Genomic DNA, 24195 nt, shown 5'->3' with positions numbered 1-24195 from the left:
CCACCCCTGGAAGTACTCGACGAGTCCCTTTCATCCCAAGCAGCCGCTTAGGCTACGCCCATAAGGCGACTGTCCGGAATCACCGTGGCACCTCAGTGCGCACAGCGCGTCTCGATCTCCATCACGAAGAAGACGTACAGACGCTTCAGAAACACCGTGTCAACATGCAGGAAGTCACACGCCAGAAGCCTCGAGGCCTGGGAGGTCACCAAATGCCTCCACGTCGGTGCCGCCCGGCGTGGTGCGGGGCCGAGCCCAGCCGCTACCAGGATCGGGCGTACGGTGCCCTCCCCGACTCGATGGCCGAGACCGAGCAGTTCGCCTTGGATCCTTGATGCCCCCACTGCGGGGTTCTGCCTGGCCAACAGTGGACGCAACCCCCGGCCTCGACTCTGACACCGATCTTGTGCATCTCCCCTGGTTCGGTCAACTCCGAGGCTCGCTGCCGCCCGTCTCTTCCTGGAACCGGGCATGATGGCAACCATCCCTTGCCATCTCCCGGCCCATGGGGCTGGTCTCATCGTGCGTCACACGTCCTCCCTAACACAAAGGCCCCCTCCGAAGAGGGGGCCATGGGCATACGTCCTAGACGAGTAAGTCCGATGTCTGGGGGCCAGTGAGCGGGCATGAAGAGAGGGCGCCCAAGATCATGTTGTGACGCAAGACCTGAACACCCTCCTGACCGCACTATATGTGAAGATCGACGACGAGATCGGAGGAGACCGCCGGATGGGCAGACCACTGCTGCTCAGCGACTCCGAACTCATCTGTCTCGCGGTGGCCCAGGCCCTGCTCGGCCACCACTCCGAGGCCCGCTGGTTGCGCTTCGCCCGCACGCATCTGTCCGGCATGTTCCCGTACCTGCCCCAGCAGTCGGGCTACAACAAATGCCTGCGCGCGGCGTTGCCGCTGGTCAAGCGGATGATCCGGGAACTGGCCATTGACAGCGACTTCTGGTTCGACAACCACTGGATCACCGATTCCACGCCGGTGCCGTGCGGGATGTCGCGTCCGACCGTGCAGCGTTCGAACCTGGCCGGCTGGGCAGGGTACGGCTACTGCGCCTCGCACTCGCGGTTCTTCTGGGGCCTGCGGTTGTACCTGGTGTGCACCCCGACCGGCATGCCCATCATGTGGGCCCTGGCCAACCCGAAGATCGGTGAGCGCGAAGTGCTGGCCGCGATGCTGGAGGTCGACGCTGGCCTGGTTGCCGAGCGCGAGGGCATCGTGCTCATCTCCGACAAGGGATTTGCCTCCAAGCCCTTCGAAACCGACCTCGCCGAACAGGGCGTCGAACTGCTGCGGCCCTCGCGTAAACGCGAGAAGGCCCGCTACGGAGAGCCGATGCTCAAGAAGGTCCGCCAGCTCATCGAGTCGGTCAACGACACCCTCAAGGGCCAGCTCGACCTGGAGCAACACGGCGGACGGACCTTCGAAGGCGTCGCCGTACGCGTCGCCCAGCGCATCCTCGCGATGGCCGCGGCGATCTGGCACAACAACAAGACCGGAGCCCCGGTCACCCGCTCGCTGATCGCCTATGACCACTGATCACATTGGACTTACTCGTCTAGTGTGCGGCTTCGTACTTCTCGACCACCGTGGCGGCGATGCGGCCGCGCTCGCTGACGGGGAGCCCGTGAGCCTTGGCCCACTGCCGGATCTCGGTCGACTTCTCGCGACTCATCGCCCGAGAGACACCCGCTCCGCGGCGGCCACGGCCGGGCCGCTCAGCACGCACCGCGCGGGCCTTGGTGATGAAGGGCGCGAGTGCCTTCTCAAGCTTCTCCCTGTTCTTGCCAGACAGGTCGATCTCGAACGTCGCGCCGTCGAGTGCGAACGTGGTTGTCCCCTCGGCCGCACTGCCGTCGATGTCATCAATGAAGATCTCTTGAATCTGCTTAGCCATGCTAGGTCTCCTCAACTGTGTTGGCGGCAACCTTAGCCGCTCTCAAGGACCGGAGAAGTCATATCGCTCCCGAGTGTCCTTGCTGCACTCAGAGTCCTTAGGGGCTCGCCTTAGAGCTGCAGTCGTCCACGATCAGGAACAGCGCGCAAACTCGCGTCTTGCATAGAGTTTCTGTGCTACCACTCTAAAGGCTATCCAGGCACATCATATCTCCTTCATCGGAACCCCGTGAGGGCACATAGGCGTACCGTACTCGTCTAGCCACTTCCTTGTGTATGCGCACTCGCAGTCAACGGCGACCAGGCTGAGCATCCTTGTGGTCTGCTTCTTTTTAACGATCGCCCCCTCGGCGACCATGGCCACGATCGGGCCGTGAGGAATCGGGCCGAGACACTCCAAAACCGCTTCAAGTGCCTCGTTCAGCCACTTCAGGCGATTCGCTGAATCGGTGAACTTCGCCACGAATCCGAGCGCCTTCGCCATGCGAATGAACTCGCCCTTGTGGCCAATAGTTGTCGGGACCTACGGATTAAAAATCCACAGCTGCGTTACCCCAGCGTGTGGCATGTCCTCTCGCCGGCGTGATGACGTCGCGTCGGTTGTGTCAAGTCGTGCCGCCGACTGTCGCCTCGTATCGCGTTGCCCGGATGCCTGAAGCGGGTTCTTCGTGTCGTCGCGGACTTCCGTGGAGATGACCAAACCTTGTCCTGTGCTCCTGTCCCATTTCGGGTGTGGCGGCAGGTATTTGAACTGGTGACAGGGATCTGCCGTTGATCGTCTGGGGCTGCCTGCGTTGTGTCAATCCGGATGGGGGTGGTGGTCGTCGAATTCCGGAACGGCGGTCGGATTCGGCTTGACCGATGGCGTGCAGGTGGGTGTCGATACATCCCCGCCCGGCGCGGCCGTGCATCAGCCCCGGTGTTGGTCAGGGTCGTGCTCGCCTGGCCGCGCCCCTGGCTGTGTTGTGCGCTGTTCGTGTGATGGGTGGGCGAAGGCATCGCAGGATGAGGGGAGATGGGTGATGGGTGACGGTACTACGTTCAAGCGGTGCTCCTGCACGGGAGCCGACGGTAAGGCCCTGGGGCAGAAATGTCCCAGGCTGCGGCGCCCCGGTGGGGGCTGGAGCAACCGGCACGGCATCTGGAGTTACCAGATCGAGCTGCCGGCCACCGTGGAGGGCAAGCGCCGGGGTCCGCTGCGCCGCAGTGGCTTCGCCACCCAGGACGCGGCGAACAGCCAACTGGGGCAGGTGCGTGAACTGCTGGCGCTGGCTGACCCCAGCGAGCTGGTCACCCGCAATCAGATCGCGGATCTGATCAAGAGAACGCTGGCCGAGACCGAATGCTCTGCCCAGTGTCGAGGTGGTCCGCCGTAGGGTGCGGACCCGGCAGGACCTGACCCGGGATGTGACGGTCGGGCAGTGGCTGGAGGAGTTCCTCAAGCGCAAGCGGAAGATCGAAGAGACGACCCGGCGCTCCTACGAAGGCCACATCAGGCTGTACCTGACGCCCTACCTGGGGCATATCCGACTGGATCGGCTCAAGGTCGGCGACGTGGCCGGGATGTTCGAGCAGATCGAGGAGTTCAACGATGTCATCGCCGAGCGCCGTGCCAGCGCCGACCGTGAGATAAGGGCCGGTGTCAAGTATCGGCGTGCGGTCAGCACGGCCACCATGCACATCATCCGGGCGACGCTTCGGCACGCGCTGAACATGGCCATCCGCCAGGACCGGCTGATCGACTTCAATCCCGCGGCGGCGCTGGAGATGCCGGCCAAGACCCGCCCCAAGGCGCTGGTGTGGACCAGGGACCGGGTCAGCGAGTGGCATCAGGAGTTCCGGGACTACCTCAGGGTGGAGAAGCTGCGTCGTGGCGGGCGGCGGGTCGATCCGATCGATGCCTACATCCGGGTGCCGCGCCCGTCGGCGGTGATGGTGTGGACGCCGGAGCAGACCCGGCTGTTTCTGGAAGAAGCCGGCCGGCATCGGCTGTTCGCCCTGTACCGGCTGATCACACTTCGAGGTCTGCGGCGCGGTGAGGCGTGCGGGCTGCGCTGGAAGGACGTCGATCTCGAGGCCGGAACCGCGAGCATCGCCTGGCAGCTGGTGCAACTGGCCGGGCGGATCCACGAGGGCAGGCCCAAGACGGACGCCTCCATGCGCACCATCGCCCTGGATGCCGAAACGATCGCGGTCCTGCGTGCCCACCAGCGGCGCCAGCGCGAGGAACGGCTCGCAGCGGGGCAGGCATGGAAGGGGACCGGCTTCGTGTTCACCCAATCCGACGGGGATCGGCTGCACCCGCAACACGTGTCCGACCAGTTCCTGTGGCTGGCCTACCTGGCGGGACTGCCGCCGATCCGGCTCCATGATCTACGGCACGGCGCGGCCTCGTTGATGCTGGCCGCGGGCGTGGAGATCAAAGTGGTCCAGGAGACGCTGGGACACACCTCCAGTGCCTTCACCGCCGACACCTACACCTCGGTCTTTCCGCAGGTGGCGATGGCGGCGGCGGAGAAGACCGCAGCGCTGCTGCTGGGAGACGATCAGGAAGGGCGGAGTGAGGCATCTCCGCGCCTAACCGGAGTGGGAGAGCCTAACCGAGTGGGAGAACGGCCTCGTCTCGCCGGAATCGCGGCGGAACGGGGCTGTTCATCTTGACGCCGACCCGGTGAGCGCCGCTGCGTAGCGTGGTGATCATGGTGTGTACGGGGTTGGTACGGGCGAGCACCGAGCGAGCATCGATCGGCTAGAACTGTATTCCGTACCACTTAAGCGACACGATTTTCGCAGGTCAGCGGCATGATCAAAGCGCGCCCTGCAGGATTCGAACCTGCGACCGTCGGATTAGAAGAAAGATCGTTTGCTGATTCGTCGTGTCAGTCAATGTCGGTCCGTCCCGCGCTGGGTCGATTTCAGTGTCCGGCCGTGCCGTGACCTGTCGGCGCGTTCCGGGGCGGACGAGCACGGACCGAGCACGGCTGACCCGCCGGTGTCGCATCACGCGTTCGTGTCACTGATGTGTACGAGCCACATGGCCAACGCCGTGAAGTACCAGGTCGGCTCTGTGCGATGAGTTTTGATGCGGTACACGCCATCCGGCTGATCCGGAACTCGACCGCCACCTCCGCGTCGCTCGCACCCTGCGAGAACCGGTCGGCCGCCTGCATCCCCACCTGTTCACGGCGGGCGCGTGCAGGCGCTACGCGTGCACCGTCGAACCATCAGCAGCCACCTTCAAGCAACGGTTCCATTACCGACAATATGGAGATTTGTCGAGGAGAAGATCAATAGCGGCCTCAGCCATTGTTCATGGCAGCGGATTGGGTTTCCCTTCCGTCGATCAACTTCCGCGCCATTCCAGGCCTGTCCAATGGCAGCCGCCGCCGACATCTCCGGCGGCCTGATCACCAGAGCCGAACTGCTGGATGGGGGGTGCCGCCGATAGAGGTGCTCGGCCCCGAGGATGCCGTCCAGCCCGCTGCAGGCATTGTCGGGGCCATCACCGCCGACAAGAACGACTGCGACAGCGCCTTCTAACAACAGCCGATGAACCCCGCGGGCCAGAGCGCAGTCGTTCAAACCGCTACGCCAGGTGATCGAATCCTTTCTGCAGGGCACACGAGATCACCTCTCTGTCAGCGGTAAATGCTGGCCAGTCTCCGGAGCCGACACCGGACCGGCTTCAAGCTAAGAATCTCTATAAATCACTAGATCGCGGGGTTGCCGGGGGATTCACCGTTCGGAGCGATCACGGCGAAGGCTGCCCAAATGGCCACCTCTGTGGCCACGACTTCCGCTAACTTCGACGCACTCAAGGAGAAGACCTGCCGTGCGAAAGAGCATGGTTGCTTTAGTTGCGGCCACTACATTCTTGACCGGCCAGATTGCGGCGGTGCCGCCTGCCGGCGCCTCCATTCCGCCTTCGGGAGCGGCTGCCACGACGGATGGACCTGATTCGCCATCGCATGGTCGCCCGGCCGGGGCCTCAACCGGTGTGTCCGAGACTCTTGATACCGGAGCCTCGACCGCCGAGGAAGAAGGGACCTCCGAGGGATTAAGCGTCGCCGACGTCACGCTCGAGCTGAGCGAGGACGGACGCATTGCGACTGTGGAGGTGACCCCGCAGACGGCGGTGCCGGACGCGTCGATCCGGTTGGACTTCTATCGCAACGGTGCGACCACGCATGTCGACACCGTGCCCCTCGGAGACCTGGAAATCGGGCAGTCTGTGCAGCGTTCCATAGAGCTGCCAGAGATCTCCGAAGGCGATACCGGGATCCTCGCGCAGGTGTTCACCGGTTCCACTGGAGCAGATTCCCAGTTCACGGCTGTGCGCAACGGGCCTCACGGTGTCGTCACGGCCATCAGCTTCGAGGGTTTGGCGGAAGCCGAACTCCGGCGGGCACGGAAACTGGGCCGTCTGTCCGAGGACGAGTTCCGCGCCGAGGTTCTCGAACTCCATAGCGTCCCGGGCACCGACCCGGCGGCGATCCAGGTGACCCCACTGCCCGACGCGAACCACCCGTCAACCGCCGCGGCGGACCAAGTGACGGTCAGCGGAACGATCACCTACCACGACCGGAACGGCGCGAAACGGCCGGTACGCAATGCCCTGTTGGAGATTGTCTCGAGCACTGGCCTGCTCCGGTACGAACTCGGCAGGACGAGTGCGACGGGCACCTTCAACGCCACCGTCGCGAACTTCATGGCAGGCGACTACCGGATAAAGATCATCACGGATAACGAAGTAGGAATCATCCACCAAGGAAGCGTCAACGATCCGTACTACGTGGCGTCCGGACCCTATACCTGGTCCCCGGGCAATGCGTACTCGGGCGTGAACACCGACATCGCCAACACCACCGATACCGGGCGGTCGTTCGCGCTGCTGGACGCTTTGCGCACGGTCGGCGCCCATTACCAAGCTATCCGCCGTTCTGACTGGCAGTCGAAGCTCCTGGTGACCTACCCGGGCACCAAGTCCGAGGCGGGCGGCGGAGTGATCTCCATCGCAGGCAGCTCGCTCATCTGCCCCGGCGCCCGCTGCGATGAGGATGCCTTTGACTGGACCATCCTGGCGCACGAGTCCGGGCACGTGGTCGCGAAGGCGGGAGGTTTCGACTCCAGTCCCGGTGGGGACCACGGGATTTGCGACTCGGCCTGGCGGATCGGCACGACGAAGCAGGACGCTCTTCGCCTCGCCTGGAGCGAAGGCTGGGCCTCGTTCTACGGACTGAAGGCTCTTCAGGCACAGGGAGTGCCGGCGGGCATCCCGGACTACTCCCCGACGGTTTACTACGACGGCCTGTCCGCGCCCCCGGACCCGCCGACCGCCCTGTACTTCTACGACATCGAGACGGCGGGCGCGGGTGGCACCGGCGCCAAGGCCTGCGCGCCACCGGGCGAGGATAGCGAGCTGACGGTCCAACGGGCGTTGTGGGACCTTTACGACTCTCGGGTCGACGCCGACTCCGGGGAGACCGCCGCGTGGGGATCGATGAACGACATCATCACCAAGCTCACCGCCGGCGCGCCCACCACGTTCTCGGCCGCCTACCAGACGCTCAGCTCCGGCCGCAGCTGGGCGGACCGCAAGGCCGGGCAGACGGTCCTCGCCGCGCACGGCATGGGCCCGAGAACCGTGACGGTGGGCAGCGGCTCTCCGCCGACCTTCAGCTGGTCACCGGCCGGCGGGTCCGCCACTCACCCGAACGACAGCTTCGACGTGCAGTTCGTCGACCCCGGCAGCGGACAGGTGATCAAGTCTGTGACGGTCGCCGCCACCACGTACACCCCCACCCTGGAGATCTGGAACCAGATCGTGATCGGCCGCACGGGTGTGGCGGTCCAGGTGGCAGGGCGGCAGACGGAGGCTCCGGCGACGGGGCCCTACTTCAGCCCGCCGGTCGATGTCAGCCTCACCGGCAACGGAGGGAAGATCATGGTGGTCGGCGACTCGATCACCAACGGTCATGAGGGGGACTACACCTGGAGATACCGCCTCGCCAAGCACTTCGCCGCCAACAGCCTCAAGGTGGACTTCGTGGGCCCCTACCGCGGCACATTCAACATGTACGCCAAGGACACGTCGGCCACTTATCGCGACGGTAATTTCGACAGTGAACACTTCTCGCTCTGGGGATGGCATTACGCGGACGCCAAGACCAAAATCCGTGCGACGGTGCAGGCCCACATGCCCGACTACCTCGTCGTAGCACTTGGGTTCAACGACATCGCCTGGCACGGCGGAGCTGATGGCACTATCACCTCGATGAAGACGTTCATTGCCGAGGCACGGGCCGCCAACCCCAAGCTCAAGATCTTCATCTCCAACGTGGTCAACCGGTCCGAGCTGGACGGCTGGTCGTGGCTGAACCCCGCGATCTCCGATTACAAGGCCAAACTACCCGGCGTGATCGCCTCCCTCACCACCGCCCAGTCACCGATCTATGTGGTGGACATCAACAGTGTGTTCAACCACGCGAGTGACGCCTACGACGGGCTGCATCCCAACGGGGTCGGTGAGTACAAGATCGCCAAGGCCTTCGCCGACGCCTTCTCCACCCGCTTATCGATCGGCTCGGCCTTCGGGGCCATCCCGCCCACCGTGCCCGACGTCACCTTGACGGCACCCACGTGGGCGACAGCGCAGGTCGTACCGGAGGGCATCGAGCTCAAGTGGGGGAGGGTGTACGGCGCCAGCGGCTATTACATCCACACACGCGACGTGACGGCGGGCGAGCCGTTCCACAAGCTGCCCTATCCGATCGCCGACGACCACTGGCTGTCCGGGGGTCTGTTCAAGGACCACACATACGAGTACAGGATCACCGCGGCCTACGGCAGCCGGGAGAGTTCCGCCTCACCCATCGCCTCGGGGGTGGCCAACCCGCAGACCCCGCCGCAGACCCAGGGGGTGAAGGTGATCCCTGGCCAGACCAGCGTCGAGGTGACATGGCAGGCGACACCAGGAGCAACGAAATATGAGGTCTACGCCCAGGACCAGACCACCGGGGCCTGGCTGCCCACGGTGACCGCCACCGCGACGAGCTACACCTACACGGGGCTGGCCACCGACCACCGCTACAACGTTGCCGTCTCCGGCGTCAACGCCATCGGAGCCGGCGTGCCCGGAGGGGCCTTGCCCGCCCACACCGGTCGCGGGACACCTCCGGTGGTGTCTATGACCGACGCCTGGCAGACGGGTCCGGCCGAAGCCCGCCTCACCTGGAATCCCTCGTTCGGCGCGGTCGGCTACTGGATCGAATACTTCGATTACGCTCAGGTCAACCCTGCATGGAGGCGGATGCCCTTCCCCATCGACGCGACGACCATCGACCCCAGCTTCAACGCCGGATATCTGACGAGCGGGCCCACGAACTATGGCTTCCGAATCGTTGCCGCCAACGGCGGGCTGGAAGCCAACGCTTCCTCCCACCTCAGGGTCCGGCCGCAGCCTCTCGCCGCCGACCGCCTACTCACCGAAAAGGAGTTGGCGAAGTTCCGCAAGCAGGTGAAGGAGGCCGGATACCTCTTCAGACGGCTTCCGGACTCGGCGTTCGGCATCCCACCGCTGAACGCCGGAGACTGTCAGTGTCTGCAGGGGCGACGGCAGTGAGGGAAAGCCGCATGCTGTAGAACGAGCGCTGCGCCGCGGACGCGGGGGTCGCCACCGTGCGGCTCCCGCGTCCCACCGGCTCCGGCCCTGGTCGCACTCGGCTACACCGTGTCCCGCTCGGAAACACGGTTTCGTGTTGTGATCTGGGGTTTTGCTGCGTGATCAAGGCGGCGGCTGGGACCATCGCGAGGTGTTGTTGTCGCTGGGCTACCGGTTGGTGCGGTGCTTGTTCGGCCTTGTGGCGGTGCTGATCCGCTCTGATCTGTCCAAGGACGCTGAGCTGTTGGTGCTCCGGCATGAGAACCAGGTGCTCCGCCGTCGACTCGGTGGCCGGCCGCGGTGAGGTCACGCGGACCGTGTGGGGCTCGAATATTCGGTCACCGCGTCTGATCTGTGGATTCGCCAGACACTGCGCCTGCTGATAACTGCGTCCGCCCAGGTCATGCCTCTGTGAGGGCTTTGCGTGGCGTGCGAGAGTTCCGACCATCAGGAGAGGGAGGCAGGTGCGGCATGATGATCGGCCGTGCTCCTTCGCCTGGCTTACCTGACCGTTATGAACGCCTTCGCCGCGCTGCGGCTGCTGTCGATGGGTGATCGGGACAGGGACGTCGAGATACTTGCCTTGCGTCATCAGATCACCGTTCTTGAACGGCAACTCGGTGCCGACACCCGGGTGAGATTCGCTCGGGAGGACCGGGCCTTTCTCGCCGCTCTTCTGGTTGCCGCGTGAGGTCCTGCGCCGGCTGCGGCTTGTCGTCCGGCCGGATACCGTCCTGCGCTGGCATCGCGACCTGATGAAACGGCGTCATGCCCGTATCTGCCGGCCGAAACGGTCAGGGCGCCCGCCCACGGTCCGCTCCGTCCGAGCCTTCATCCTGCGCCTGGTTCGCGAGAATCCATCGTGGGGATATCGGCGGGTGCACGGCGAGCCCACCTGTGGGGCTCAAGAACTCGAATCACTTCCAGCGCAGAGCCTTTCGTCCGGTGGGCGGAAGGGCTAAGGGCACCGAGTGGCCGGTCCGGGGTCGCCTGGGATCACGTTTCGTGATCTTGTCCACGGTGTACGCCGTCACCTGGCGCCTGCTGTCTCTGCCCGCACTTCTGCTATGGAGCAGCGTTTCCAAAGAGGCGGAACTGCTGGTAACACGGCACCAGAACGCGGTCCTACGCCGCCAGGTCCCACGGGTACGCTACTCCGGTGCCGGACTGCCTTGCGCCCCGCAGGGGGCACTCGCGATCTACATCAAAGAACACGCTAATGACCTGCGGAAACGCGGGTCATTCGTGTTTCTGGGGTGTGCCACCGGATGCCGCTGACGGCAAGTGAATGCCCATGATCACGTACCAACCGCGTACCGATCGGCGAGACAGGGGCAATCGCCTGTTGGTCGCTGTCTTCATCCCCGAGCATGTCGCGCCAGAGGTGGTCTTGGCCGGCGACGCACTTGGCGTAGATCTCCAACAGGACTCGACGCTGTGTCCTGCCCATCGGGCGACCCGTTGGCTCTCATAAGATCGAGGCTAGAAGAGGGCCCAGGGCGCCGGCATAGTAGAAGAACATGCCGGAGTGTCCGTTTCGCTCCGTCGCTCGACCGGGGATTCGACGCAGGTCGTCATGGGTCTCAGCCCCAACCTCAAGCTGCCGAATCGGACAAATCTCTACTTTGCCGGGGCCTGGAAGAGGGCCATGTCTCCGGGGGTGCGCGAGAGGTGGAGTCCCCACCCGCTGCCCCAGCATGGTGCGGTCTGCTGTTGATCTTCTTCTGGCCATCTCTTGATCGTTCATTTGATCGATCCGTTATCGAAAATCCGGCTAATGAAGATCGTGATTGATGGATTATGTGAAGCGCGAGGGAAACACGCCGGGGCTACGCGGTCTATCCGCGCCGCGACCGATGTGATAGGGGCGCAGATGGAGTTCCGGGTCCTGGGGCCGGTAGACCTATGGCGGGATGGGCACTCGGTGCCCATTGTTGGGCGGAAACAGAGAACCCTGCTGGCGGTTCTTGTACTGCACGCCAATCAAGTGGTTCCCCATGACCGGCTGCTCACCGCGCTGTGGGGGTCGGAGATACCGGGCTCGGGACGAAGGCTGCTGCACAATCACGTGTGGTCCGTTCGCCGGATGCTCACTCACGCCAGCATGCTGACGAGCACACCCGTGGGCTATTCGCTGCGGATGGCGCCGGGTGCCTCCGATCTGGACGCGTTCATCGCCGATTCGAGCGCCGCCCGCACTGCCTTGGCCGCGGGCAGTGCGGAACAGGCTGCGGAGCATTTACGGAAGGCTCTGGCGCTGTGGCGCGGACCCGCTCTGGGTGGCACGCGGGATGAGTTACAGCTGACCGAGGGTGCTGCACTGGAAGAGCGTCGTATCGTGGCGCTCGCCGATCGAATTGACGCTGATCTCGCATTGGGCCGCTACCAGGAGTTGATCAGCGAGCTGCGTCGGCTCGTTGCCGACAACCCCTTGCAGGAGCGGCTGCGGGCCCAGTTGATGCTCGCGCTTCACTACGCGGGACGTACGGCGGAAGCGCTGGAGGAATATCGACTCGCACGTCAGCATCTTCGTGACGAGCTCGGCCTCGACCCGGGAAAGGATCTCACACGGATCCACTCCGAGATTCTTTCGGCCGACTCTGACCTGGGGCAGGATGCCAGCCGAGTAGTCGACGATCCCCCGAGGGCGGTTGCCGCTGTACGGTCCAGGCTGGCGCCGCGTCTTCTGCCCGCTGATATCGCTCGCTTCACCGGGCGAGCGGCTGAGGTCGCTCATTTGCTGGATGGCGACCCCAAGGCGGTGGTCGTCGAGGCGATCGACGGCATGGCGGGAGTAGGAAAGACGGCATTGGCCGTGCATGCAGCCCATCGGCTGGCAAACCGGTATCCGGACGGGCAGCTCTACATCGACCTGCATGGCCACACGCCTGGTCGCCATCCGCTGGACGCGGCCCCAGCCCTGCGGAGGCTGCTGTGCGCGGTCGGCGTACGGCCGGAGTCCATTCCAGATGACGTCGAGCAGGCCGCCGCATTGTGGCGAGCGAAGTTGGCCGAACGCCACATGCTCGTCGTACTGGACAATGCCGCAAGCGCCGACCAAGTTCGCCCCCTGCTAGCGGGCGTCGGGCACAGCAAGATCTTGATCACCAGTCGACGGCGGCTGACCGAGCTTGAGGACGCCTCGGTGCTCTCGCTGGATGTCCTGCAGCCGGAAGAGGCCAAGACGCTGTTCCTGAGCATCGTTGGCGAACAGCGCGCAGGAGCGAGCCGAAAAACGCTCGCCGATGTCCTCCGGCTGTGCGGGTATCTGCCCCTGGCGATCCAGATCACCGCTACCCGCATGGTTCATCGACCGGCCTGGACCATGGAACACCTCGCAGATCGGTTAGGCGACGAAGACCGCAGAATGCAGGAACTGCAGGTGGGTGATCGTGGAGTCTGCATCGCATTCACCCTGTCCTACAACCAGCTGAGCACAGCCCAGCAGCGCATGTTCCGGCTGCTCAGCCTGGTGCCAGGCAACGACTTCGATCGCTACACGGCAGCCACACTCACCGGCACACCACTCGATCAGGCCGAGCGGCTACTGGAAGGTCTTCTCGATTCCCACCTTCTGCAGCAACACACCGCGGGCCGCTACCGCTTCCACGACCTGCTGCGCGACTACGCCCAGCAGACATGTCAGGCCATCGAATCAGACACCGACCGCGCCGATGTCATAGACCGCCTGCGTAAGTACTACCTGTCCACTGCGGCTCTCGCCGCCGAATCCCTCGGACATGGCGACCCGCGCACCACCCCCCTCGGCTTGTGGAAGTGCGCGCCCGTCATGACTCGTGACCGAGCGGCCGCCTGGCTGGAGACCGAGCGCGACAACCTCGTGGCTGCTGCCCTCACCTGCCACGATGCATGGGCGGTCGATATCTCCTTGGTCCTATGGCGATATCTCTTCGCCGGTGCGCACCACAGCAACGCGCTGGCACTCTATGAGCATGCCGCAGACGTCGCCCGGCGGCTCGGCGACCAGGCCGCGCGGATCCAGGTACTGATCAACTTTGGCGTCACCTGCTGGCGGACGGCACAGTACGAGCAGGCCCTGCGACATCAGCAGCACGCTCTCGACATCTCCCGCCGCCTCGGCGACCGCGCCGCGCAGAGCCGCGCCCTGAAAAACCTGGGCATCACCTGCGCGGAGCTGGGACGGGCAGAGGAGTCGAACGACCATTTCGAGCAGGCACTCGCCCTGGCCCGCGAGCTGAACGACCGGCAACGTCAGAGCCGCGTGCTGACCAACCTCGGCATCAACCATGAGCGGCTGGGGCACTACCCTCGTGCCCTCCACTGCCTGCTGCAGGCCCTCTCATGTGCGCGCGAGATCGGTGACCCGATGGGCGAGGGCCGTGCCCTGAACAACCTCGGCTTCACCTACTGCCGGATGGGACGCTACGAGCTCGGTGCGAGCCACTGCCAGCTGGCGCTCTCCATCGCTCGCCGGCTCGGTGAGCGGACGATGGAGACCATCGCGCTGCAGAATCTCGGCGTCGCCTACGGGATGCTGGGACGCCACCAAGAGGCCCTCGACCATCACCACCGGTCCCTCACCCTCGGCCGCCAGGCGGACAGCCAGGCGAACCAGGCAGGCACGCTGGTCGAACTCGGCAACCTCCATCTGCGGTTGAACTGCCACAGCCAAGCCCAGGACTGCCACCGCCAGGCCTTGACCCTGGTAGACGAGTCCGGCGACCCCGTCACGAAGATCACCGCGCTGAACGGTCTCGGGCAGGCGGCATGCTCCATGGACGATCCAACCGAAGCCCTCGACTATCACCATCAAGCCTTGGCACTGGCTATCACCATCAGCCATCCATACGGTCAGGCCTGCGCTCATCGCGGTCTCGGCGATGCCCTGTACATCACCCAGCACATCGACGCCGCCACCGAAGCGTGGCAGCAGGCTCTGAATATCTTCGCCGAGATCGGTGCTCCTGAAAGGACGGGATTGAGGGCACGCTTGGCACACTCGTTCAGTGCCTCGCCCGGCTTCCGCAGGTAGCACGCCGCGGCACCCCGAAGTACGGGCTCCGGATCTGCCCGAGCCCTCGACCGCGCACAAGCCGAGGGACTGTCAAACGCGATCCTGGACGGCGCCCTGATCCCCACCGACCGCTGCGCCGAGCAGGCCATGGCGTCAAGGGCGGGTAGTCCAGCGGCGCGGTCATGATCCATCAGTCGCGAACCTTCATTCCGCGCCGTCAATCGCGGATCGACACCGAGACGACTGAGAGTCGGCGATGAGAAGATCAACAGCCTTGTCCCCCATCCTCATGGGAGCGGGTTCGGCTTCCCTGCCCGCCGCTCAACTCGCCTAACCAGTTGGCGGGCGGCGTGGTTGTTCGAAACAGGCAAAGAGGGATAGCGAGCGGATGAAGACCACGGGGCCAGAGGACAAGTCCCCGGGAATCTTCATGCCAATGGCTGATGTCTCGGCAGACGGGTCATCGGCCGTGATTGGCTCGGGAATCGGTTGCAACGTGTGCGAAATCGCCAGGTATTCGGGTGCGCCAGAAGTGCTGGTAGTTCAAAACTCATCTGTCTTGTCACTTCTTCCTGCAGGTGGAGCATTTGTTATCTTTTCATGAGGGGCGTTTCCGGAGGCGGATCGCAGCCTTGACGGTGGTCGGTCTGCTCGCGGGCGTTCTGCAACTGTCCGCCGCCTCCAGCGCGACCGCGGAACCTCCCCCCAGCTCTGCCCCGACGACCACCTCCCCGCAAGTCCCGGACCTGCCCAGCGACGCGCCCAAGCCGTACCAGCCAGTTGAGCGTCCTGAGAGTGAGCTTCACAAGAAGCTCGCGAAGCAGGAGCCCGATTTCGGCGAGGAGGACCCGCTGTCGCGGGCGTGGAAACGCGGCGAGATCAGCGTCGATGAGTACGTGCGCTACTCAGTCGCGCGCATCACGCATCCGGAAAACGTTCCGGAGAAACTGAGATCGAAGGACGGAGTTCCGCACGAGGCCGGACTGGCGCTCTCCTACGCGTTGTCACTGGCCGAGCGACAGGCCTCACCGGAGACCAAGGCCTGGGTGGCCGAGGCGCTCAAGCGCCCCGCCCCTGAGACCACGCGCGCCGAGAGCCTCGCGCCCCCAGTCGCGGCGCCATCACCGTGGACCGAGTGCGGCGACCATCGAAGCAACGTGAGCTTCGCGGGCGGCTACTTCGACTGCGTGCACAGCGTCACCACCACCACCCGATTCGACGTCTATTACAACATCGATGGAGCGTCCCTACACTTCGAGTCGGACGGCATCTTTCATCCGACGGACGGTGTCCTCGCGGTGGACACCAGCCCGGCCAACGGAGTACCCGACGCCATCGACCTCTTGACCACCAACCACACCCAGGCCTGGGCACAGTACCGATCCTGGGGCTATGGCATCACCGGCCAGGGTGTCCAGGTCTACCTCGGCTTCGACTTCTTCGGGGTCAACCCCAACCAGCCCGGTGTCACTCTCCCCACCGGCGGCCCCGGTGATCCGGTCGGCGGCCCGATCATCCTGCTGCCCTCCGACCCTGCCGACCCCGAGCCCGACACCACAACACGGCGGGATTGGAAATACACCTACCTGCCCTACCACGAGATGTTCCACGCGGTGCAGTACCAGCACTTGCCCATCGCGCACCTGCTCGCCAAAACGACCTCGATCAACTGGTGGATGGAGGTCACCGCCGAGTGGGCCACTCACGAGCTCTACAAGAAGATCAACCCCTCCGGGCCGGGGTCCGAGTCTTACTCTTCGAAACTCAATCTGTTCCTGGGTGACCCCAGCGGGGCGCTCAACGCGGCGCTGCAGCCGTGGGATATCGGTCCCAAACGGCAGTACGGGGCATTCATCCTGGCGAACTACCTGACCGAACGGACCGCGTTCAACTTCGTCCTGCAGACCTGGCAAGCGATGTACGACAAGCTCCCCTTGGAGGCGATTGACCAGGTGCTGGCCGGCTACGGCCTCGATCTGAAGACCGAACTACAGGGTTTTGCCGTGGCCAATTACCGGCTCACGGGCAAGACTACGAACCTGAGCGGGTTCCTCAGTGCCGCCGACGGCTACAGCGACCCGCACGCCGCCACCACCTGGCGCGGCCGGCTTGGCGACAAAAGACCCGCGCGGTCGGCCGAGAAGTCAATGAACTGGGGCGGGTCCGCCAGCGGCTCGACGCTCATCTATCCAGGCGGTACGGCATATGTGGAGTTGACCCCGCCGTCCACCGGATCGGGCCGGATCACGGTTCAGGTGACGAATCCGGGGACCCCGTACGGCGACATCCGGCCGATCCTCATCGTCTGGCCGAAAGGCTCCGGGGCGCCAACGATGAGTCCGAGCCGGTGGGCCCGAGCCGACGCCAACGGTGAGGCGTCATTGTCCATCTCCTCCACGGAGATGGCCACATTGATCATGGCGCGAGTGGACACCTATGCCGACAGTGGCGCCGCGCAAGGCGCAACCGCGGCGCAGCAGGTGACGTGGTCGGCGTCCATCGCCACCGAGGCCGGAGTGCGCCTCAACACCACCCTGACCAACATGTTCAAGAACTATGGTGACGCCGCCGGATGCGCGGACTGGAGCGGGGGCGACGCCACCCAGTCAGTGAGCCTGTCCCCCGGTAAGCGGGCCTGGTTCTTCTCCGACACCATCCTCGGCAATCCCAGCAAGCGCCCCGGCGGGTTCGAGACCAGCTTCATCCGCAACTCGATCGTCGTCCAGAGCGGCTCCAGCCTGCGTACGATCACCGGCGGCAACACCTGCAAGGAGACCGACACCTCGATCGACTTCTGGTCCCGCTACGCCCATACGCCGGTCGGCCAGGGAACGCAGTACTGGACCGGGGACGCCAAGGTCGACGGTGACCGGGTGGTGAAGTTCTACTACAAGGGCATCGCGGACGAGCACACGCGCGGTGCGGTCGCGACGTTCTCCTTGGGCGAGTTGGAGAACACCGTCATCAAGAAGACTCCGACGGCGCTGGCCGACTGCTTCGTCACGGCACCGTACCCGATCATCTGGGGAACGGCGCTGGTGGATCACGATGGCTACACCTACATCTACGGGTTCGAGTCCAAAGCCACCTTCGGCAAACGGATCTTCGTTGCCCGTACCGCGGTGACGTCTGACCTGACCGACCAGTCTTTCTGGCGCTACTTCACCGGGACCGACTCCGGCGGAAACCCCCAGTGGGGAAGTTCATGCTCCTCCTCCCGGCCACTGATGCCAGCGGCTGAGGGCGGGTTCAGCGTCGCCCACATCAACGGCCAGTTCTGGCTGATCCACCATGCCGATCCGCACGTCACCCCGGGCACGATCGCGGCCAACCCGTCGAGGACCCCGTGGGGGTTCGCCAACACCCGGGTGAACCTTTACACCCCGCCGGAGGCCCACACCGACCCGAACTACTACGCGATCTACGAGGCGCGCGTCCACCCGGGACTGTCGTCAGATCCGAGCAGGGTGGTGATCTCGTACAACGTGAACACCAGCGCGGTGAACATCGGCTGCCGCATCAGAACGGATTACTATCCCGACACCTACCGGCCACGGTTCATCGACGTGCCGGCGACCGCCTTCTTCTCACCCACCGCTCCACAGGCGGCGCCCCTCGCCTTCGCGGCTCCGCCCCAGGCGACGCCGAGCCGGAGCGCGCCGGCCGAGGGAGCCGCCGTCGGGCGTGGCCTGCACCCGCCCGCCCTCACCGACACCGGACGTCCGCCCAACGCGCCGCCTCCACCGCCCGGCGGCAAGCTGCCACCCGCCGAGGAGACTCGCGCAGCCGCGAGAACCTCCGCTCTGGCGCCGGACAATTCCTGGTACGACAACGAGGTCGAGCCGCAGCGCAGCAACGGCGGATGCCCGAGGCTCCAGGATCGGAAGGCGAGTGGTCTCACCGCGACCGTGCAACCCCAGGGACACGTCAACCTCCGATGGGACGACGTGGGTCAGGGAGTGTGGTACTGGATCTGGCACCGCGACGCCACGGTAGGGGAGGACTGGAAGAAGTACGAGATTTGGAGCAACAAGCCGGAAGCGCGCGTGGACCCCATCAGCGGACCGTGGAACCACGGGCACACCTTCGAGTGGTACGTCGTGCCCTTCTCCAGCACCAAGGGCTCGATCGAGGGCGACAGGTCCAACATCGAGAGTAAGGCCGTCCGGGTGACCAAGCCCGCCGCCCCCACCGGAGTGACGGCAACCGGATCCGGAGCCAACACCGTCAAGGTGACCTGGAACGGGGTCACCTATCCCAGCGACGGCGTCTTCTACTACATCTACTACTGGACGGGATCCCAGGCACCGACCAAGATCGGCCCCTGGGGGGAGAACAACCGCGAGGCCCTCGTCTCACCGCTGCCCGGCGGGCAGAATCACTGCTTCCAGATGACCGCCGAGAACATGGGTGGCGAAAGCGCCAAGTCCAGCACCGCCTGTGCCGTGGTTCCCTGAGCTCAGGCACCACACCGACCGGATAGGTCAACACCCGCCGCCCTCAATCGGGAGCGGGCATCCTAGGCCTCATGAATTCCCTTCTGTCACATGGATGCGAATAACGGAGGATATGTCATGCAAGCCAATTCCAATCCTCAATGGATTCTCGCCTTCGACGCCTCCTGTGGCCAGTGCCGGGGGCTGGCCGGCAAGGTGAAGAAATTCGCCGAGCATCGCCTTGAGATCGTTCCGCTCATGCATCCAGAGGTCGTCGAGTGGCGGAAGCAGGCACTCGGCGACGATGCGCCGTTCACGCCGACCCTTCTCCGGGTCGGAGGTGACGGCGTGCGCGCATGGACGGGCGCGGCCATGGCGATGCGGCTCGCCGTACGCCTGGGAGTCCGCGGGACGTACGGCCTGCTGGCCGTCCTTGGCGGGAACCGGAAGGAGGAAAAGCAGCATGCCGCCTCTTCCGCCCATCCGGGCGCGGGACGTCGCCACTTCCTGCGACTGGCCGGTCTCGGTGTCGCCGTGTCCGTGATCGCCGGGAGAACATCGCTTGCCCAGGCCGCCGTGGCCGGCCCATCGCCCGCCCAAAAGTGGGTCCAGGATAACAAGGCTAACCTCCCGCAAACCTATGAGGCTTTTAGCGTTCATGACCTGGAGCACCGCCGAGCCGTCTACGCCGCGCTTTCCCCCCAGGCGCGCAGCCGTCTTTGGGTCGCCCACCTCCAGGAATATCGCAGCTCTCATCCGAACATGAGTGCTGAGCAGGACGCGGTGTTCAGCGATTTCATGGAGCTGGTCAGCGACAATGCGAACTTCGTGAGCCCAGTCACCGAGGAAACGCACCGCAGGCTTAACTCGCTGAGGGAGACGGCGATCGCCGCTTTTGGCGAAGTTGAGGCTTACGCCGTGTTCGCCAACCTCGGCCCCCGGCCGGCCTCCGCGTCGTCGGATCGGCCGACTCCGGCCCTCACGGCGGCAGCGGGTTCGTGTCAGTGTGCGATCGACAGTCCTTTGTGCGGGGACTACTCATGCTATTACAAGGCTCTTGGCTGCTCCGACGCATACCTTTGCGGAATTGCGTGGATGCATCTTTGCAACGGAATGTGTTGCATAAGGACAACCCAAGGACTGCTGTGCGAATGAGATCGGCGAGGAATGCTGCGATCTTCGCCCCGGGTGCCGCGATTCCGACGGTCGCGAACCTGGTCGGCGGTGGCCCGGCGTACATCTGGACGCCGTCACTCCCTATGCCCCTACTGCGCCTGGTCACGGAGGCGGGACTGCTGGACGCCTGGTTGCTCGCCGACCTGCTCGCCGCCGTGGGCGTGCTCGGCGGGCTCGCGGTGGCGGCCACGGCCGTGAGGGAGCACGCCGTGGCCGCGACACTACTGGCCCTGGTCGCCGCAGCCAGCCTCGCCGCCGCGACGACCGGGGCCTGGCTACCCCTCTGCTACGCCCTCATATACACGGCCGGACTCGTGCTGGTACTGCGGGCGAGGCGCTTCTCGAACCAGAGATGCGCGTAGGTGTTGTCGCCGGACGCTTCCACGCCCAGTTAAGGCGACCGCCAGGTTAAGAAGTCTTGGGACTATCCGGCCCAGGTCCGGTAGGCGGCGAGGAACACGCGGACCCCTTCGTCCGCGAAGTGCTGGAGTTCCGCGGGGGTGTACTGCTGCTCGTCCCCGAAGAACATGGCCTTGTCCATCGGCTGGGACAAGATCAGCCAGGCGAAGTGGCTGGCGGCCAGGGACGGATCGTCGATCCGTAGCAGCCCCCGGTCCGCCAGCTTCTGGAAGCAGTCGGTGAACGCGTCGATCGTGCCTCCCGGCGCCCGCTGGTAATAGTCACGCGCCACCGCCGGGAAGCGGCCCGCCTCGGCGATGAGAAGCCTGCGCAGCTGCAGCGTTCGCGGCTGGATGACCACGGTGATGTATCGGCGGGCGAGCTCACCCAGGTCCTCCTCCAGGTCCTCGGTGCCGACGAGCTGGGCGACGACCTCGGTGAACTCGCCGACTCGGTCGGTAGCGCCGAGGATGATGTCGCGGAACAACTGTTCCTTGTCGGTGAAGTTCTTGTAGACGGTCTGCTTGGACACCGCGGCGAGGGCGGCGACCTCGTCCATGCTGGTGCCCTGATAGCCGTTACGCAGGAACAGCCCGGTGGCCGCCTCCATGATCGCCCTGCGTTTGCGGGCTGAACGGCCCTCCACCTGCGGCGTCGTCTGTGCCATATCTGTCATCGTCCGCTCCTCTCCTCATTTTCAGTTTAGTACTAGACGGCCCAGTACTCAAGCAAGTACTGTACGGTCCAGTACCGAACGAACTTGAGAGGAAACGCCATGAACAAGGTCATCTCCACGGACGGGACCCCCATCGCGTACGACCGGATCGGCTCGGGACCGGCAGTCATCCTGATCGGCGGCGGACCCACCGACCGATCGGCGAACGCGCCGGTGGCCGACCTGCTTGCGGGCGACTACACCGTGTACAACTACGACCGGCGCGGCCGGGGCCAGAGCGGCGACGCCGCGCCGTACTCAGTGGACCGCGAGTTCGAGGACATCCGGGCCCTGATCACCGAAGCGGGCGGATCGGCGATGGTGTACGGGACCTCCGGCGGCGGGATCCTCGCCGTCCAGGCCGCGGCTCGCGGTCTGGCCATCACCAGGCTGGCGCTGTGGGAGGTGCCCTACATCCTCCCCGGCACCCGCCCGGCCGTCCCCGCCGACTATCGCGACCAGCAGTTCGCGCTGCGCGAGCAGGGCCGTCATGGCGACATGCTCGAACTGTTCTTCCTGGAGGCGGTGCTCATGCCCGCCGAGTTCGTCGCCGGAATGAAGGCCGGCCCGTTCTGGGAGGCGATGGGCTCCACCGCGCCCGCCCTGGCCTACGACGCCGAGGTCGCCGGTGACTTCTCCCTGCCCGCCGACCAGTTGGCCTCCATCACCGTTCCCACGATCGTGATCGACGGCGGGACGATCCCCTGGGTCAGCACCGCCGCCGAGGCGATCACCGCGGCCCTGCCCACCCCCCAGCGCCGCACCCTGCACGGTCAGCCCCACAACGTCGACCCGGCGGCCATCGCCCCCGTCCTGGCGGAGTTCTTCGCCGCCTGAGACCGCGTCGCCCAGGCATCCCCAGAGACACCACCCACCGAGGAGAGGTCATGAGGAAGATCATCGCGCAGCTGTTCGTGTCCGTGGACGGTGTCATGGAAGCACCTGAGGACTGGCACTTCCCCTATTACAACGAGCAGATGGGCGAGGTGGTAGCCGCACAGTTCCACGAGTCCGACATCCTGCTGCTCGGGCGGACCACCTACGAGGTGTTCGCCGCCTCCTGGCCGCAGCGCGGCAGCGAGGTGCCGCTGGCAGAGCGGATCAACACGATGCCCAAACTGGTCGCCTCCACGACCTTGGACACGGTGCGGTGGCACAACACCACCTTGCTCGGCGGCGACGTAGCCGCCGAGCTCACCAAGCTCAAGGAGGAACCCGGAAACAACATCACCATCAGCGGCAGTCCCACCCTGGTCCGGTCACTGCTGCGTGAGGGTGTCCTGGACGAACTCCAACTGCTGGTCCACCCCATCGTCCTGGGCCGCGGCCGGCGCCTTTTCGACGACGACCGGCAGACACCGTTGCGGCTGATCGACTCCGCGACCTTCAGCACCGGTGTCGTTCATCTGACCTATCAGCCCGCGCTTCACCCGTAGAGAGGCGACAGTGATGAGATTCCGAGTCACACTCGAGCTGGCCGGCAAAACCGCCACGGGGTTCCAGGTGCCCGACGAGGTCGTCGCCGACCTCGGAGCGGGCAAGCGGCCCCCCGTCCGTGTCACGATCAACGGTCACACCTACCGCTCGACCGTGGCGTCCATGGGCGGCAGATACATGGTCGGGATCAGCGCGGAGAACCGCACACACGCGGGGGTCTCCGCGGGCGACGACGTCGTGGTGAACCTCGAACTCGACACCGAACCCCGCAAGGTCACCGTGCCGGCCGATCTCGCCGAGGCCCTCGACCGCGACGCCGAGGCCAAGAGGTTCTTCGACACGCTCTCCTATACCAAGAAGCAGTGGTTCGTTCTCTCCGTCGAGGGAGCCAAGAAGCCCGAGACCAGGCAGCGACGTCTCACCGAGACGATCGCCCTGCTCCGGGACGGGCGTACCCGCTGACGGAGCAGGGCGCCATGTCAGTCCCGAGGCCTGACGAAGTCCGGATCATCGATGATCATCCGCCATGTCCCGTCGGCCTGGCGGCGCGCGACCTCGGCCGTCTGCCCCGTCGCGTGGAAAGGCCGACCATCGGGCCCGGCGATCTCCATGGTCCACACCCCCGAGGTCAGTGCCAGGTCACCGGCGAGGACCGCGCTGACGGGCTCGGCCGTCATGAGGGGCTCGGCGGCCAGGAAATCCCTCAGCACCAGCCGGATCTCCTCGATCCCCTGGGCGATGTGCCCGGCCGGATAGTGCAGTGCCGCGTCAGGCTCGTAGAGCTCTTCGAGCCCCTCCAGATCGCGGGCGTTGACCCGCTCGACGAAGAGCGGCTGGAGATCCTGCGGCCGCAGGGCCTTCCGCCGCACCTTCCCGGTTCGGGGCGTGGATGCCAGGGACGGCGTAGGTCATCGACGTGCGGACTGGCCAGCCGGAGTTGGGCGTACGCGGCCATGATCAGATGCATCCATCGATCAGTGGCCTGCGCCGAGGCCAGATGGGCGCGGGCCATGCCCAGTGAGGTCAACCCGGACCGGGTGGATCTGCTGTGGAAGGCCTACCTGCGTCGTTTCGACCAAGAGCATTTTCGCCGGTTCGCCAAGGTCTACAGACGGGCCCGGCGTGCCACAGCCAGAGATCTTTGGTGGGCCTGCGGCCGTCGGGCAGTCGGTCCACGATGATCTGGAGGACGGTGCCGCGCACGATGGGCAGCCGCTCATCGGCGGGGTGGCCGGCCCAGCGACCGGTGCGGGTGAGCTTTGATGCAGGCCCTTCCAGGCGCGTACCGTCACGGTGCCGTACCGGGCCGAGTCTGCGGTCAGGTCGATGTCCGGGGCGTGCCGCTTGGCCGCATCCGAGCAGGAGAACTCCTGGCCGTGACGCTGCAGGTGCCGAATATTCATCCGTGCAGGTCATGGAGGTGATGCACTCTCTTGTGCTCCCGTCGTGCGCCTCTCACGGCATGATGGCC

Annotated in this window: 16 protein-coding genes and 1 pseudogene; 13 read left to right on the top strand and 4 right to left on the bottom strand. The window is 65.2% G+C overall.

Going from position 1 to position 24195, the window contains the following annotated elements:
• Positions 1 to 654 precede the first annotated feature (654 nt).
• A complete protein-coding gene (locus tag ABZ911_RS40625) occupies positions 655 to 1548 on the top strand; it encodes an IS982 family transposase (RefSeq protein ID WP_358069168.1) in 894 nt (297 codons plus the stop codon).
• A 19-nt stretch (positions 1549 to 1567) separates the two neighbouring features.
• On the opposite strand, the gene ABZ911_RS40620 is transcribed toward ABZ911_RS40625, so the two are convergent.
• Both ABZ911_RS40620 and ABZ911_RS40615 read right to left on the bottom strand, forming a co-directional pair.
• Positions 1568 to 1906 carry an Lsr2 family protein gene (locus ABZ911_RS40620; protein ID WP_358069165.1) on the bottom strand — a complete coding sequence of 113 codons (339 nt, stop codon included), beginning with the start codon at positions 1904 to 1906 and terminating at the stop codon, positions 1568 to 1570.
• Positions 1907 to 2110: 204 nt separating this feature from the next.
• Entirely contained in the window at positions 2111 to 2389 is a 279-nt protein-coding gene (locus ABZ911_RS40615) for a hypothetical protein (RefSeq protein ID WP_358069162.1), read from the bottom strand.
• 538 nt (positions 2390 to 2927) lie between these two features.
• On the opposite strand from ABZ911_RS40615, the gene ABZ911_RS40610 reads away from it, so the two are divergent.
• From ABZ911_RS40610 to ABZ911_RS40570, 9 genes and pseudogenes are all read left to right on the top strand, one after another.
• Positions 2928 to 3281: a hypothetical protein gene (locus ABZ911_RS40610; RefSeq protein WP_358069159.1), complete on the top strand. Its 354-nt coding sequence runs from the start codon at positions 2928 to 2930 to the stop codon at positions 3279 to 3281.
• Positions 3268 to 3399, top strand: a pseudogene (locus ABZ911_RS40605) (site-specific integrase); the annotation flags it as partial. The gene ABZ911_RS40610 and the pseudogene ABZ911_RS40605, both read left to right, overlap by 14 nt.
• Before the next feature lie 69 nt (positions 3400 to 3468).
• Complete coding sequence (locus tag ABZ911_RS40600) at positions 3469 to 4566, top strand: site-specific integrase (protein ID WP_358069171.1); 1098 nt, start codon at positions 3469 to 3471, stop codon at positions 4564 to 4566.
• A 1336-nt stretch (positions 4567 to 5902) separates the two neighbouring features.
• The gene (locus ABZ911_RS40595; RefSeq protein WP_358069156.1) at positions 5903 to 9526 is read left to right on the top strand and encodes a GDSL-type esterase/lipase family protein; all 3624 of its coding nucleotides are present in this window, start codon (positions 5903 to 5905) and stop codon (positions 9524 to 9526) included.
• Between the two features lie 523 nt (positions 9527 to 10049).
• Positions 10050 to 10256, top strand: a complete 207-nt coding sequence (locus ABZ911_RS40590) for a hypothetical protein (RefSeq protein ID WP_358069153.1) — start codon at positions 10050 to 10052, stop codon at positions 10254 to 10256.
• A 1086-nt stretch (positions 10257 to 11342) separates the two neighbouring features.
• Positions 11343 to 14579 carry a tetratricopeptide repeat protein gene (locus ABZ911_RS40585; RefSeq protein WP_358069151.1) on the top strand — a complete coding sequence of 1079 codons (3237 nt, stop codon included), beginning with the start codon at positions 11343 to 11345 and terminating at the stop codon, positions 14577 to 14579.
• A 614-nt stretch (positions 14580 to 15193) separates the two neighbouring features.
• Entirely contained in the window at positions 15194 to 19018 is a 3825-nt protein-coding gene (locus ABZ911_RS40580; protein ID WP_358069148.1) for a hypothetical protein, read from the top strand.
• A 90-nt stretch (positions 19019 to 19108) separates the two neighbouring features.
• The gene (locus ABZ911_RS40575) at positions 19109 to 20152 is read left to right on the top strand and encodes a bacteriocin fulvocin C-related protein (protein WP_358069145.1); all 1044 of its coding nucleotides are present in this window, start codon (positions 19109 to 19111) and stop codon (positions 20150 to 20152) included.
• 104 nt (positions 20153 to 20256) lie between these two features.
• Positions 20257 to 20535: a hypothetical protein gene (locus tag ABZ911_RS40570; RefSeq protein WP_358069143.1), complete on the top strand. Its 279-nt coding sequence runs from the start codon at positions 20257 to 20259 to the stop codon at positions 20533 to 20535.
• 62 nt (positions 20536 to 20597) lie between these two features.
• Here the strand turns inward: ABZ911_RS40570 and ABZ911_RS40565 are convergent, their stop codons facing one another.
• Positions 20598 to 21248 (bottom strand): TetR/AcrR family transcriptional regulator, encoded by a 651-nt coding sequence (locus ABZ911_RS40565; protein WP_358069140.1) that lies wholly within the window; start codon positions 21246 to 21248, stop codon positions 20598 to 20600.
• 99 nt (positions 21249 to 21347) lie between these two features.
• Here ABZ911_RS40565 and ABZ911_RS40560 point away from each other — a divergent pair, with 99 nt between their 5' ends.
• Genes ABZ911_RS40560 through ABZ911_RS40550 form a run of 3 tightly spaced genes read left to right on the top strand, consistent with a single transcriptional unit; the run spans position 21348 to position 23186 of the window.
• Positions 21348 to 22124, top strand: a complete 777-nt coding sequence (locus tag ABZ911_RS40560; protein ID WP_358069137.1) for an alpha/beta hydrolase — start codon at positions 21348 to 21350, stop codon at positions 22122 to 22124.
• A gap of 50 nt (positions 22125 to 22174) precedes the next feature.
• On the top strand, positions 22175 to 22723 hold the full coding sequence (locus tag ABZ911_RS40555; protein WP_358069134.1) for a dihydrofolate reductase family protein: 549 nt from the start codon (positions 22175 to 22177) through the stop codon (positions 22721 to 22723).
• 13 nt (positions 22724 to 22736) lie between these two features.
• Positions 22737 to 23186, top strand: coding sequence for a YdeI/OmpD-associated family protein (locus ABZ911_RS40550; RefSeq protein WP_358069131.1), 450 nt, complete (start codon positions 22737 to 22739; stop codon positions 23184 to 23186).
• 17 nt (positions 23187 to 23203) lie between these two features.
• On the opposite strand, the gene ABZ911_RS40545 is transcribed toward ABZ911_RS40550, so the two are convergent.
• Positions 23204 to 23593, bottom strand: coding sequence for a nuclear transport factor 2 family protein (locus ABZ911_RS40545; protein ID WP_358069129.1), 390 nt, complete (start codon positions 23591 to 23593; stop codon positions 23204 to 23206).
• Between the last annotated feature and the right edge of the window lie 602 nt (positions 23594 to 24195).

The sequence above is a fragment of the Nonomuraea sp. NPDC046570 genome (assembly GCF_040645915.1).
Lineage (GTDB): Bacteria > Actinomycetota > Actinomycetes > Streptosporangiales > Streptosporangiaceae > Nonomuraea.
The sequence above is the reverse complement of the archived record's forward strand: the minus strand, read 5'-3'. Positions and strand labels throughout refer to the sequence as shown.